Source organism: Pseudomonas sp. S150 (genome assembly GCF_004526365.1).
In the GTDB taxonomy this organism is placed as follows: Bacteria; Pseudomonadota; Gammaproteobacteria; order Pseudomonadales; family Pseudomonadaceae; genus Aquipseudomonas; species Aquipseudomonas putida_A.
Map to the genome: position 1 here is coordinate 3,152,782 of NZ_CP038207.1, position 13,198 is coordinate 3,165,979.

Here is a 13,198-nt window from a genome sequence, read left to right on the forward strand (position 1 = left end):
CCCTGCGGCCGGTTTTTGCTGCCCGAAACAACGCCTCGCCGACGAATCCCGCCATACTGTCGCCCACTTCACACATGGGTTGGCAGACGGTCGTTATGGATAACCTGGGTTTTGGCAAAGTCCTGCTGGTCGAAGACGATGAGCGTCTGGCCACGTTGATTGCGCACTTTCTCGAACAACATGGCTACGAGGTGCGCGCGGTGCATCGCGGTGATCTGGCAGTGGCCGCGTTTCTCGAGTTCCAGCCCAAAGTGGTGGTGCTCGACCTGATGCTGCCGGGGCAGAGCGGCCTGCACGTGTGCCGGGAAATCCGCAGCGTGTCGGACACGCCAATTGTCATCCTTACCGCCAAGGAAGACGACCTCGACCATATTCTCGGCCTGGAATCCGGCGCCGACGACTACGTGATCAAACCGATCAAACCGCCGGTACTGCTCGCTCGGCTGCGCGCCTTGCAGCGGCGGCAGATGCCGGAAGCTGGCGTGGTCAGTGCGCTGGAGTTCGGGCGCTTGAGCATCGATCGCAGCTGTCGCGAAGTGCGTCTGGCCGGCGAGATCATCGAAATGACCACCATGGAATTCGAGCTGCTGTGGTTGCTGGCCAGCGCCGCCGGCAAGACCCTGTCCCGCGATGACATCCTCAATCGCATGCGCGGTATCGCTTTTGACGGGCTCAACCGCAGCGTCGACGTGTACATCAGCAAGTTGCGCAACAAACTCAAGGACAACCCACGCGAACCGGTGTGCATCAAGACCGTGTGGGGCAAGGGGTATCTGTTCAATCCGTTCGCGTGGGAGCTGTAGATGCTGCGGTTATTCCTCGGGCTGTTTCTGGTGATGACGGTGGGCCTGGTCCTGGCCCTGCAAACTGTCGAGCGTACGTTCGATGCCTTGCTCGACTATCAGATGCAGGACTACAACCGCGAGGCGGTGCGTGGTCAGGCCTGGACGCTGGGGGAGTTGCTGCGCAACCTCGACAGCCCGGCCCGTGAAAAACAATTGCAGGCCCTGCGCCCGCACTATGGCCTGGGGTTGACCTTGGTCGACGCCGATCAACTGGCGCTCAGCGACGAGGAAAAAGCCGAGCTTGCTCAAGGCTTGCTGGTGATCCGCGACAAATACACCCAATACATTTCAGCCATCGACGGCGGCTCGCAACTGCTCAGCATTCGCTTGCCCGCCGAACCCAGCCTGATGCCGTTCTACATTGCCGGTGCCTACTTGATGATCGCCGTGCTGATCGGCTGTGTGTTGGTTTTCTGGGTGCGTCCGCACTGGCGCGATCTGGAAAAACTGCGTCTGGCCGCCGAGCGCTTTGGCGACAACGACCTGTCGGTGCGCATTCAACTGTCCAAGCGCTCGAACATTCGCGATCTGGCTGAACACTTCAACCTGATGGCGGCGCGCATCGAGAGTTTGATCGCCAATCAGCGTGAGCTGACCAACGCGGTGTCCCACGAACTGCGCACGCCGATTGCGCGATTGTCGTTCGAACTCGACCAGCTCAAGCAACAGCCGGACGCCAGCCAGAACCGCGAACTGATCGCCGACATGTACGCCGACCTTGGCGAGCTGGAAGAAATGGTCTCCGAGCTGCTGACCTACGCCAGCCTCGAGCGCGGCGCGACGGTGATCAAGTGCGAAAACATTCAAGCGGCCAACTGGCTCGACAGCGTGGTCGGCAGCGTGGCGCTGGAGGCGGAAGCGGCGGGGGTGCAGTTGCTGATTGGTGATTGCCTGCTCGACACCGTACGCATCGAGCCGCGCTTCATGGCGCGCGCAGTGATCAATCTGCTGCGCAACGCCATTCGTTATGCCGAGCGCCGTGTCGAGGTGACGCTGGTGCGCAGCGGCGATTACTACGAAGTGCGGGTCAACGACGACGGCCCGGGTGTGCCGGTGGAAGGTCGGGAGAAAATCTTCGAGCCGTTCTCGCGGCTGGATGCCAGTCGCGACCGTCGTACCGGCGGTTTCGGCCTGGGTCTGGCGCTGGTGCGGCGGGTGTCGCAGTCTCATGGCGGGCAGGTCGAGGTCGGGGAATCAGTGTGGGGTGGGGCGTCGTTCCGGATGACCTGGGCGCATCTGGACTGATTTGTGTAGACAGGTTGGGCCCTATCGCGAGCAGGCTCACTCCTACATTTGGAATGCATTCCCTTGTAGGAGTGAGCCTGCTCGCGATAGGGCCATCAATCACAACACAACCCCCTGCTCATTTGACCAATCCCAACCGCTCATGCCACTGCGCAATCGACTCCTCGGGATACACCGCAAACTGCTTGTCCTTGGGTTTCGCATCCACCTCGACCCAGGGCGCCTTCGACCCCAGCATCAAATGCGTGTGCTGCGGCGGCACCGGCAGTGGCGTATCGATGGCCGAGGCGAATGGATGAATCAACTCCGGCCATTCCGGGCTGAACAGCCACAAGCCGCTGCCGCACTGTGAGCAGAAATGCCGCTCGGCGGTGCTGCGATGGGCACGTTTTTCACCTGCTTCCTTCATCTTCGCGTGGTAGATGCTGATGTGCTTGCGCCCCTGAACCTTGAGGCTGGCCGCATCGCCACCGAGGTTGATCGCATAGCCGCCACCGCCTTGAGTCTTGCGGCAGATCGAGCAGTAGCAGCGTTGATAGGGGTAGGGATGGGCGCTGGTCAGGCTGAAAGTGACGGCGCCGCAATGGCAGGAGCCTTCGAGGTGCATGTTGGGCCTCCGGTTGGCTGAAGTGGGTGCGGTTGAGCCTAGAAGATTTGTGGTGATCATGTTGACGCCTTCGCGAGCAAGCCCGCTCCCACAGGGGAACGCATTTCAAAGTGTGGGAGCGGGCTTGCTCGCGAAGAACGATAACGCGGTGCCACTGGACGCCTGCTCAAGGCCCGGTCAGCATGTCCCAAAAAAAGGCACCCCAACCCATGCGAAGACTCCCCTCACTGGCCGCCCTGCGAACCTTCGAATGCGCCGCCCGCCACGCGCATTTCGGCCGGGCTGCCGCCGAGTTGTGCGTCACCGACAGCGCGGTCAGCCACCAGATCCGTCAGCTCGAAGAGCAACTGGGCGTCTCGCTGTTCATCCGCGAAGGCCGGCAGATCCGCCCGACCATCGCCGCCGGACGCCTGATGCAGAGCCTGCAGCAGGCCTTCGAACTGATCGGCGAGGCCTGCGATGAACTGCGCGATCCTTCCTCGCTGGCGGTGTTGCGCCTGGCGGTCACCGCCGAGCTGGCGCAAAAGTGGCTGATGAACCGCCTCACCGATTTCTACGCACGCTATCCGCACATCACCCTGCATCTCTACGAACAGCCGATCGACGCCAGCGCGCCGGGCGAAGACATCGACCTGGCGATCACCTACGGCACCGGCCCGGTGGACAGCAGCGCCTACTTCGTACGGCCGTTGCCGGCGCTGCAATTCTTCCCGGTATGCAGCCCGGGGCTGTTCAACCAGGGCACTCTGAAAACCCCGAAAGACCTGGCGCGCCACTGCCTGCTGCATGACGATCAGGACGGCAAGACCTGGACCGCCTGGCTCACCAGTCACGCCGGCGATCTGCGCCCGCAGCGCCAGTTGTATTTCGCTCACGCCGGTCTGGCGCTGGAAGCGGCGGCGCAGGGGCAGGGTGTGGCGATGGGCGACAACCTCACCGCGCAGGAGGACTTGCTCAGCGGGCGGCTGGTGCGGCCGTTCGCATCGAGCATGACCGCGCTGGGCCAATATGCGCTGGTCTGCGAGCGGCTGCGCCTGGAGCGGCCGGCGGTGGCGCAGATGCTCGAATGGTTCAACGATCAACTGGCCGATTGATGAGTTGAATTCAACTGTTCCGCAATAATCATCGTTGGCGGGCCAGCCGTCCGCGATCGTAGCCTGTGGTCATTCCCAACCCCAAGACGAGGTTTGACCATGGCACGTTTGCTCGACTCCACCCCCAAGCGCGACGGCTTCCGTCTGCCCGGCGAATTCGAAGCCAAGTCCGGCTGCTGGCTCGGCTGGCCGGAGCGCACCGACGTGTGGCGCAACGGCGCGAAACCGGCGCAGAAAGTCTGGGTGCAGATCGTCACCGCCATCGCGCAGAGCGAACCGGTCACCGTCTGCGCCTCCGCCGCGCAATTCGCCACCGCCCGCCGCCAGTTGCCGCCGCAAGTGCGCGTGGTCGAGATGACCTGCAACGACACCTGGTTCCGCGACAGCGGTCCGTGCTTCGTGGTCAACGACCAGAACGGCGAAGTGCGCGGCGTCGACTTCGAATTCAACGCCTATGGCGGCCTCGACGGCGGGCTGTACTACCCGTGGGACAAGGACGATCAGATCGCCAGCAAGATCCTCGAAATCGAACGCTTCGACCGTTACCGCGCACCGCTGATAGCCGAACTCGGCGGCATCCAGAGCGATGGCCAGGGCAGCATCCTCACCACCGAACAGTGCCTGCTCAACCGCAATCGCAACCAGCATCTGGGCAAGGACGAGGTCACTCGACGCCTGACCGATTACCTCGGCGCCGAACAGGTGATCTGGCTGCCACGCGGCTGCAAGTTCGACGAGACCGATGGCCATGTCGATGACCTCGCCTGCTTCGTGCGCCCCGGCGAAGTGGTGCTGCAGTGGACCGACAACCGCGACGATCCGCAATGGGAAATCTATCAGGAGGCCTACGACATCCTGCGCAGCATCCGCGACAGCCGTGGTCGCGAGTTGATCGTGCATAAACTGCCGCAACCGGACGTGCTGGAGTGGACCGCTGAGGAAGCCGAAGGCCTCGATCAGCAGGACAGTACCCACACCCGTCAGGCCGGCACCCAAATCTGTGCGTCGTATATCAACTACTACGCCGGCAACAGCTCGATCGTGGTGCCGCTGTTCGGTGATCGCAACGATCAGGTGGCGCTGGCGACCCTCGCCGAACTGTTCCCGCAGCACAAGATCGTCGGCATCGAAAACTCCCGGGAAATCCTCCTCGGTGGCGGCAACGTCGCGTGCATCACCATGCCGCAATACGCCGGCACGTCTAATCGCAAGGGGGTGTGATGATGGGCCTGCACAAACTGACTCAAGCGTTATTGCTGGTGCTTGCACCCCTGTGTGTGCAGGCCGCCGACCCCGCCAGACCGGTGGTCAATCTGTATATCTGGGGCGAGTACCTGGCCCCGGATACGCTGAAGAACTTCGAGGCGCAGACCGGTATTCAGGTGGTCGCCGATCACTTCGATTCGCTGGAAACCGTGGAGACCAAACTGCTCACCGGACGCAGCGGTTATGACCTGGTACTGACCGCCGGGCAACACCTGTCGCGAGCCATCGAGAGCGGTGCGATCCAGCCGCTGGACAAGGCGCGGGTGCCGCATTTTGCCGGAGTCGGTGACGAGTTCCGCCAGCACATGGCGGTGTTCGATCCGGGCAACCGTTATGCCGGTATTTATGCTTGGGGAACCACCGGTGTGGGTTATCAGGAGCAGGCAATCAAGCAGCGTCTGCCGAACGCGCCGACCGACAGCTGGGCGATGCTGTTCGACCCGGCGGTGGTGGCGAAATTTGCCGATTGCGGGGTGAGTCTGCTCAACGACCCGAACGAAGTGTTCGCGGCGGTCATGAAGTACCTGGGCCTGGACATCAACCGGCAGAACCTTGATGACTTGAAACTCGCCGAGCAGCAACTGGCGAAGATCCGCCCGTACATTCGCTACTTCGACAACGACCTGAACATCAGCGACCTGGCCAACGGCAACACCTGCGTGGCGATGTCGTGGAACGGCAACGTGGCGATTGCAGCCGGGCAGGCGCAAGCGGCGAACAAGCCGTTCCAGCTCAGTTACCGCATCCCCAAAGAGGGCACGTTGATCTGGTTCGACGCCATGGTCATTCCCAAGGATGCGCCGCATCCGCAGGCGGGGCTGGCGTTGATGGATTACCTGATGACCCCTGAGGTGATCGCGCCGATCACCGACACCATCCACTACGCCAATGCGATCACGGCGGCGGATGGTCTGGTGGATGCATCGATCCGTAATGATCCGGGGACGTATCCGTCGGAGGCGGTGCGGGCTTCGCTGTACAGCAAGAATGACAATGGCAAGGCGTTCAATCGGGCTTTGATTCGGGCGTTCAGCAAGTTGAAATCCGGCCTCTGAAAAGCCAACCCTCACCCCAGCCCTCTCCCGGAGGGAGAGGGAGCCGACCGAGGAGTCTTGCGTAATACATTGACCTGAAAATCCTGGGCGACTATGGATTCGCAGCAGCTATTACAGGTCGGCAAACATCTCCAGTCTCCCCCAGTCAGTTCCCTCTCCTGGAAGGACAGGGAGCCAACCGGGGCGACTATGGATTCACAGCCGCTATTTCAGGTCGGCGGATATCTCCAATCTCCCCCAGTCAGTTCCCTCTCCCTCCGGGAGAGGGCTAGGGTGAGGGCAGCGGTTTTGGCACGCGCCACAAATACCACGCCGCCACCGTCCGATACGGACTCCACGCCAAGCCGATCTCGATCATCTGCCTGCGCGTCGGCTGTACCTCCAGCGCCTTCAATCGGCGATAGCCCTCGCGCACGCCAAAATCATCCGCCGGCAGAATATCCATGCGCTCCAGGCTGTAAATCAGCAGCATCTCCACGGTCCAGCGGCCAACCCCGCGCAGGCTGACCAGGCGTTCGATCAGCGCTTCATCGTCCATCGCCAGCGCGGTGGGATAATCCGGCACCACACCGTCCAGCGTTGCCCGGGCGATGCCCTGAATGGTCGCAATCTTGCCCGCCGAAAAACCGCAGCCGCGCAGTTGATCGAAGTCACTCGCGAGAATCTGTTCCGGCCGAGGAAACGTCTGCCCCGGAAACAACGCCACCAGACGACCGACAATTGCGTCCCCAGCCTTGGCGTGCAGTTGCTGATAGGCAATCGCCCGCACCAGCGATTCGTAAGGATCACGCGCCGGGTGCGGTTGATGCAGGCACTGGCCGACGGCTGCAACGTGGCGCTGCCAGTCCTCGTCGAGCGCGGCCAGAAATTCGCTGGCCGCCTGATAACGATCCGGCATGCTATTTCAGCAGTCCGTTGACTTCGCCGTAGGTCAGCGCCTTCAGGTCGTGGGTGTCGAGCTTGCCGCTGACGAGGAAGCTTTTTACCAGCGAACCCATCGCGCCGTAGAGGAACTCGGCGATCCCGGACCCGGCGCTCAGGCGCCGCACGCCCAAAGCTTGCAGCTCGGACGGCGAGGGCAGGCAGGCGAAGCCGAGCACGTTCACCGGCAGTGACGTGCCCTTGCAGATTGCCTCGATTTCATAAGCGGCGGTCACGCCAGCGGCAAACAAGCCATCGGCCCCGGCGGCCTGGTACAACGCTGAACGGTGCAGGGTTTCGGCGACGCGATCCTCGGCCGGTACCAGGCCCTTGAGGTAGACGTCAGTGCGCGCGTTGATGAACAGCTTCACACCACGCTTCTGAGCGACTTGCCGCGCCACTTCAATCTTGCGCGCCAACAGCTCCGGGGCGCCGCTGCCGTCCTCGATATTGATCCCGACCGCACCTGCGGCGAGCACCGCGTCGACCACTTCGGCCACACGGCCAAGGTCATCGGAATAACCCGCCTCGATGTCCACGCTCAGCGGCACCTGGATCACCCGCGCGATGGATTCCACGGTTGAAATCAGCCGTTCGAGGGGCAGGGTGTTGCCGTCTGGATAGCCATGCGCCCAAGCGACTGCCGCGCTGCTGGTGGCGACCGCTTGCCCACCCGCGTGCTCGACCAGCCGCGCGCCGGTGGCGTCGGCGACGTTGGTCAGGATCAGCAGACCTTCCTGGTGTAACTGGTGGAACCGAGTGTCGAGCGCGTTCATCGAAATCCCTTCTTGTGAGTGGTGCGAAGCGTCAGAAAGCCAGTGGTTGCGTGAGCTGCACCGCAGCGTTTTCCAGCCTCAGCAAAAACGCCTTGCGCGGCTGTCCACCACCATAGCCGGTCAGCGAACCGTCCGCACCGATCACCCGATGGCACGGGACCACGATCGACAGCCGATTGTGCCCATTGGCCAAGCCTACCGCGCGACTGGCGCCGGGTTTGCCCAGGCGTGAGGCGATGGCGCCGTAGGTGCTGGTCTGGCCATAAGGAATTTGCAGCAGTTGCTCCCAGACTTGCTGGTCGAACGCGCTGCCGGGCAGATGCAGCGGGACGCTGAATGCACTGCGCGTCCCGGCAAAATATTCGTTGAGTTGCTCTTCGATCTGCCGCAAAGGCGCGTTGTGTCCCGGGGCGACCACGTAGCCATGACGGCTTTGCAGCTCTTCGACTTCGCGGGTCAGCGCCGGGCGATCGAGAAACTCCAGCAACACCAGTCCGCGACGTTCGGCCATGGCGATCATCGGCCCCAGCGGCGTGGTCAGGCGGGTGAACAACAGTGGTTCACTGTTGGCCGCGCGGCCCGGGGTGATGTGGAACGACTTCTGGAACGCATCGCGAAAACCGCTGAGCGATTCATAGCCTGAGTCGAACGCCGCATGGTCAATCGAGGTGCCTTGGCGAATCCCGCCCAGCGCCATACCGAGCCGGCGCGTGCGCAGCCAGGCATGAAAGGTCATGCCGAAATGCTGCTTGAACCAGCGCCGCAGCTTCAGCGGTTCGATGCCTTCGGCCAGCAGTTGCGCATCGCTCCAGCGCATTTCCGGGTCGGCATCGACGGCGGTGAGCAGGCGCTGCACCCAGTCGGGGGCGATGGCTGCGGCGTCCAGCGGCTTGCAGCGCAGGCAGGCGCGATAACCGGCGCTCAAGCACTCATCGGCATGGGCGAAGAATTCGACGTTCTCCGGTTTCGGCTTGCGCGCCGTGCAGCTGGGGCGGCAGAAGATCCCGGTGGTTTTCACGGCCGTGAAGAACACCCCTTCGTAGGCGGTGTCGCGTTCGAGCATGGCGCGAACCATCTCGGCGTGGGGCGGCAGGAGTGCGGTTTGTATGTTCATGGGCAGAGCTTAAATCCAGGATTTCGATGGCTCCACCGAAAAATCGACAGTGAATTTTTTCGATTCTGCACCACAATCAGCGGATCGCCGATTCGCTGGAGCCAACCATGCCACCGTTCATCATTCAACACATCGATCACATCGTCCTGCGTGTCGCCGATCTGCAACGCAGTATCGAGTTCTACCGCCAGGTCTTCGGCGCCGAGGTGGTCAGGCACAACGAACCATTGGGGCTGGTGCACCTGCGCGCCGGCACCTCGATGATCGACCTCGTCGACTTGCAAGGCGAACTCGGCAAAAAGGGTGGCGCGGCGGCCGGTGCCGAGCGGCGCAACGTCGATCACTTCTGCCTGCGCATCGAGCCGTTCGATGAATCTGCGCTGACCGAGCACTTGCAGGCGCACGGTCTGACTGTGGAAAAAGCCGCCAGACGCTTCGGCGCCGAGGGCTACGGCCTGTCGTTGTATTGCTTCGACCCGGACGGCAATCAGGTCGAACTCAAAGGGCCGTCCGAAACTTAAGCCCGTTTCGCGAGCAACAACACCGAAGCCGCCGCCGACAACAGCCCTGCGCAGCAACGGTTGAAGATCCGTTTGCCGCGCGGCTCGGCGAACCAGCGGCGCATGTGCAGGCCCATCCACGCGTAGGCGCCGATGGCAATCCATTCCAGCAGCAGAAACAGCGCGCCGAGCACGGCGAATTGCGCCGGCACCGGGCGGCTCGGATCAACGAATTGCGGCAGAAACGCAGTGAACAACAGGATCGCCTTCGGATTGCCCGCCGCCACCAGAAACTCCTGACGTGCCAGCCGCCAGAACCCCACCGACGCTCCGTCCATCTGCTGCTCAGCCTCGGGGTTGGCCCGCCACAGTTGCCAGGCCAGGTAAAGCAGGTACGCCGCGCCGATGATCTTGATCGCATGGAACAGCCATTCCGAGGTCTGCAGCACCACCGACAGCCCCGCGCCGGCGAGGGCGATCATTGCGGCGAATGCAACGATTCGCCCGATACCGGCGGCGCAGGCCCGACGATAGCCATAGCGGGTGGCATTACTGACCGACAGCAGGTTGTTCGGGCCGGGGGCCATGTTCAGGGCGAAACAGGCCGGGAGAAACAGCGAGAGCGTGGCGAGATCCATGGGCTTGGGCTCCGGAAACGATGGTGCTTTTTTAGCACAGGCTGCGGGCGCCTTGACCCGTACAGTCACGCGGTGCTGTCGCGGTACAGCATCAGCAGCCCGACCATCGAGTCGAACTTTTCCGGTTGGCCGAAACTCTCAAAGGTCTGAAGGCGCTGGTTTCGTCAGAAAAATCTGTGCGCCAAGTCAGAAAAAGGCGTTTGCCGTGTAATATCCGTCCAAAGCTGCAAACACCCTGCCGGCCCCGAAGCGGCCCCACCAAGAGCGATCTACATGCAAGCAAAGGCCCGTGAAGTTTATGTGCCACCGGTGCTGCAAGATCTGCGAGCCGGCACTGCCGAACTGCACATCGCACTGGAAAAACGTCTTCCTTTTTTCTCCGATACCCTCGATTCCAACGCTTTTTTGCGGCTGATGCAGGCCTACTACGGCTTTTATCGGCCGCTGGAAAGCGCATTGCTCGACAGTGGCGTGATCCCGGTCGATTTCGATCTTGCGCCACGTCTCAAGGCACCGACCCTGTTCAATGATCTGAGGGCCCAGGGTCTGTCGGTCGAGGCTATCGCCCGTTTGCCGCTGTGTCAGGCGCTGCCCGTGATCGACTCCAACGCTGCCTGTCTGGGAGTGACGTACGTGCTGGAAGGGGCAACCCTCGGCGGGCAGATCCTGCGCCGCGAAATCGCCTCGCGGTTGAGCCTGAACGCCGACAATGGCGCGGCATTCCTCGACATTTATGGCGCCGCCACCGGCCGCCGCTGGCGCGTTTTCATTGAATACCTGGGCAGTCGATCACTGGATGCGAGCGAACGTGAAGCCGTGGTTGCGGCGGCCCGAACCACATTCAGTTGTTTCGAGCGCTGGCTCGAAAGCCGGGAGGTACTGGCATGAACCCGCAAGACCAAGAAGCCTTTGAAGAACTGCTGGCCAACTGTGCCGACGAACCGATCCGCTTTCCCGGGGCAATCCAGCCCCATGGCCTGTTGCTGACCCTGAGCGAGCCGGCGCTGGAGATCATTCAGATCAGCGCCAACGTCGAGACCCTGCTGGCACGCCCGGCGCAGGAACTGATCGGCCAGCCGCTGCACGAATTGCTGGGTGAGAAGCACGCGGTGGCCGTGCGCGAGGCGTTGCAACAACCGGTATTTGCCGATGCCGCACCGCTGCACTTTCGCCTCAACGGCACCGCGTTCGAAGGTCTGCTGCACCGGCATCAAGGCGTGTTGATTCTGGAACTGGAAATCCACGTTGAAAACTTCCAGCCGCGCAACGTCGCCGGTAACCAGACCCATCTGGGGCGCATGCTCCAGCGCTTGCAAGCGGCCACTTCGCTGCAGGCCCTGTACGACATCAGCGTCAAGGAAATCCAGGCGATGACCGGTTACGACCGGGTGCTGATCTACCGCTTCGAGGAGGAGGGCCACGGTCAGGTGATCGCCGAGGCGTCCGATCCGTCGATGGAAGTGTTCAACGGCCTGTTTTTCCCGGCCTCGGACATCCCCGAGCAGGCGCGCGAGCTGTACCGCACCAACTGGCTGCGGATCATCCCGAATGCCGATTACCAGCCGGTGCCGCTGGTGCCCAAGTTGCGCCCGGACACCCAGACCCCGCTGGACCTGAGTTTTGCCACTCTGCGTAGCGTCTCGCCGATTCATTGCCAGTACATGAAGAACATGGGCGTGCTGTCGTCGATGAGCATCTCGCTGCTCAAGGGCGACAAGCTCTGGGGCCTGATCAGCTGCGGTAATCGCCAGCCGCTGCATGTGCCGCACGAACTGCGCAGCGCGTGCCAGACCATCGGTCAGGTGCTGTCACTGCAGATCAGCGCGATGGAGGCGCTGGAGATCAGCCGCCAGCGCGAAGAGAAAGTCGAGGCGCTGGCGCTGCTCAATCAAGCGATGATCGACTCGCCGGAAAATGTCTTCGATGGTCTGGCGCAGCAGCCGCAAGTGCTGATGGCGCTGGCCGGGGCCGGGGGCATTGCGATCATCGAAGACAAGCAATTGCATCGCTACGGCAACTGCCCGGAGCCGGAAGACATTCGCGCCCTGCACAAGTGGTTGCAGGACACCGGTGAGCCGGTGTTCGCCAGCCATCATCTGGCGAGCGTTTACCCGCCAGCCGCGCAGTTTCAGCAAGTGGCCAGCGGCGTGCTTGCCATGAGCCTGCCCAAACCGGTGGACAACGGGGTGATGTGGTTCCGTCCCGAGGTCAAGGAAAACATCAACTGGAGCGGCGACCCGCGCAAACCGCTGGATCTGGAAAATTCCGACGCCGGCCTGCGTCTGCGTCCGCGTACTTCGTTCGAAATCTGGAAAGTCGAGATGGCCGGAATCTCCACCAAATGGAGTCACGGTGATCTGTTTGCGGCCAATGACCTGCGCCGTTCGGCACTGGAAAACGACCTCGCCCGTCAGGTGCGCCGTGAGCAGGAGGCAGTGCGCGCCCGTGATGAATTGGTAGCGGTGGTTTCCCACGACCTGCGCAACCCGATGACGGTGATTTCCATGCTCTGCGGCATGATGCAGAAGACCTTCAGTTCCGACGGCCCGCACACCTCGCGGCGCATCTCCACGGCTATCGACACCATGCAGCAGGCAGCTGGGCGGATGAACACGCTACTGGAAGATCTGCTCGACACCTCGAAGATCGACGCCGGGCGTTACACCATCGCCCCGCAGACCCTGGATGTCGGGCAAATGTTCGAGGAGACCCAGTCGCTGCTCGGGCCACTGGCGATGGACAAGGACATCAATATCTCGTTCGAGGCCGATCCCGACCTGAAAATCCACGCCGACCCGGAGCGCCTGTTTCAGGTGCTGTCGAACCTGATCGGCAACGCGATCAAGTTCACCCCGCGCAAAGGTTCGGTGGGCGTGTTGGCCAAGTCTGACGGCAAAGAGATCGTGTTTACCGTGCGCGATACCGGCGAAGGCATTCCCAAGGAAAACCTGGCGCGGGTGTTTGATCGCTACTGGACGGTGAAGGAGGGCAACCCGACCGGAACCGGACTGGGCTTGTACATCACGCAGGGGATTGTTGAAGCCCATGGCGGGCGGATCGAGGCCAGCAGTGAGCCGGGTGAGGGCACTGAGTTTCGGTTTACCGTGCCGGCGATGCTCTCCGGGGAATGAAGAAAT

13 protein-coding genes are annotated in these 13,198 nt (G+C 62.3%); 8 read left to right on the plus strand and 5 right to left on the minus strand.

What is annotated here, in order from left to right; translation table 11 throughout:
* Window positions 1–95 precede the first annotated feature (95 nt).
* Window positions 96–803, plus strand: coding sequence for a response regulator (locus E3Z29_RS14465; protein ID WP_027613172.1), 708 nt, complete (start codon window positions 96–98; stop codon window positions 801–803).
* Window positions 804–2,090 (plus strand): ATP-binding protein, encoded by a 1,287-nt coding sequence (locus E3Z29_RS14470; protein ID WP_134786087.1) that lies wholly within the window; start codon window positions 804–806, stop codon window positions 2,088–2,090.
* A gap of 118 nt (window positions 2,091–2,208) precedes the next feature.
* Here E3Z29_RS14470 and E3Z29_RS14475 read toward each other — a convergent pair whose 3' ends face one another.
* A complete protein-coding gene (locus E3Z29_RS14475) occupies window positions 2,209–2,697 on the minus strand; it encodes a GFA family protein (RefSeq protein ID WP_041067362.1) in 489 nt (162 codons plus the stop codon).
* Between the two features lie 209 nt (window positions 2,698–2,906).
* Here E3Z29_RS14475 and E3Z29_RS14480 point away from each other — a divergent pair, with 209 nt between their 5' ends.
* The 3 genes from E3Z29_RS14480 (at window position 2,907) to E3Z29_RS14490 (ending at window position 6,112) form a co-directional block, all read left to right on the plus strand.
* Window positions 2,907–3,791, plus strand: coding sequence for a LysR substrate-binding domain-containing protein (locus E3Z29_RS14480; protein ID WP_098968259.1), 885 nt, complete (start codon window positions 2,907–2,909; stop codon window positions 3,789–3,791).
* Window positions 3,792–3,890: 99 nt separating this feature from the next.
* Window positions 3,891–5,012, plus strand: coding sequence for an agmatine deiminase (aguA, locus tag E3Z29_RS14485; RefSeq protein WP_134786088.1), 1,122 nt, complete (start codon window positions 3,891–3,893; stop codon window positions 5,010–5,012).
* A 2-nt stretch (window positions 5,013–5,014) separates the two neighbouring features.
* Window positions 5,015–6,112: an extracellular solute-binding protein gene (locus E3Z29_RS14490; RefSeq protein ID WP_134786089.1), complete on the plus strand. Its 1,098-nt coding sequence runs from the start codon at window positions 5,015–5,017 to the stop codon at window positions 6,110–6,112.
* 268 nt (window positions 6,113–6,380) lie between these two features.
* On the opposite strand, the gene E3Z29_RS14495 is transcribed toward E3Z29_RS14490, so the two are convergent.
* Genes E3Z29_RS14495 through E3Z29_RS14505 form a run of 3 tightly spaced genes read right to left on the minus strand, consistent with a single transcriptional unit; the run spans window position 6,381 to window position 8,923 of the window.
* Window positions 6,381–7,010 (minus strand): DNA-3-methyladenine glycosylase, encoded by a 630-nt coding sequence (locus tag E3Z29_RS14495; RefSeq protein ID WP_134786090.1) that lies wholly within the window; start codon window positions 7,008–7,010, stop codon window positions 6,381–6,383.
* A gap of 1 nt (window position 7,011) precedes the next feature.
* Window positions 7,012–7,809 carry an isocitrate lyase/phosphoenolpyruvate mutase family protein gene (locus tag E3Z29_RS14500; protein ID WP_134786091.1) on the minus strand — a complete coding sequence of 266 codons (798 nt, stop codon included), beginning with the start codon at window positions 7,807–7,809 and terminating at the stop codon, window positions 7,012–7,014.
* 31 nt (window positions 7,810–7,840) lie between these two features.
* Window positions 7,841–8,923: a bifunctional transcriptional activator/DNA repair enzyme AdaA gene (locus E3Z29_RS14505; RefSeq protein WP_134786092.1), complete on the minus strand. Its 1,083-nt coding sequence runs from the start codon at window positions 8,921–8,923 to the stop codon at window positions 7,841–7,843.
* Between the two features lie 107 nt (window positions 8,924–9,030).
* Between E3Z29_RS14505 and E3Z29_RS14510 the strand changes: the two genes are divergently transcribed.
* Window positions 9,031–9,444, plus strand: coding sequence for a VOC family protein (locus E3Z29_RS14510; RefSeq protein WP_134786093.1), 414 nt, complete (start codon window positions 9,031–9,033; stop codon window positions 9,442–9,444).
* Here the strand turns inward: E3Z29_RS14510 and E3Z29_RS14515 are convergent.
* Window positions 9,441–10,061 (minus strand): LysE family translocator, encoded by a 621-nt coding sequence (locus E3Z29_RS14515; protein ID WP_134786094.1) that lies wholly within the window; start codon window positions 10,059–10,061, stop codon window positions 9,441–9,443. The two genes, E3Z29_RS14510 and E3Z29_RS14515, sit on opposite strands and share 4 nt — an antisense overlap.
* A gap of 273 nt (window positions 10,062–10,334) precedes the next feature.
* Here E3Z29_RS14515 and E3Z29_RS14520 point away from each other — a divergent pair, with 273 nt between their 5' ends.
* Together E3Z29_RS14520 and E3Z29_RS14525 are read left to right on the plus strand one after the other, a co-directional pair.
* Window positions 10,335–10,949, plus strand: coding sequence for a biliverdin-producing heme oxygenase (locus E3Z29_RS14520; protein ID WP_134786095.1), 615 nt, complete (start codon window positions 10,335–10,337; stop codon window positions 10,947–10,949).
* Complete coding sequence (locus E3Z29_RS14525; protein ID WP_134786096.1) at window positions 10,946–13,192, plus strand: ATP-binding protein; 2,247 nt, start codon at window positions 10,946–10,948, stop codon at window positions 13,190–13,192. Before E3Z29_RS14520 ends, E3Z29_RS14525 begins: the two co-directional genes overlap by 4 nt.
* The last annotated feature ends 6 nt before the right edge of the window (window positions 13,193–13,198 follow it).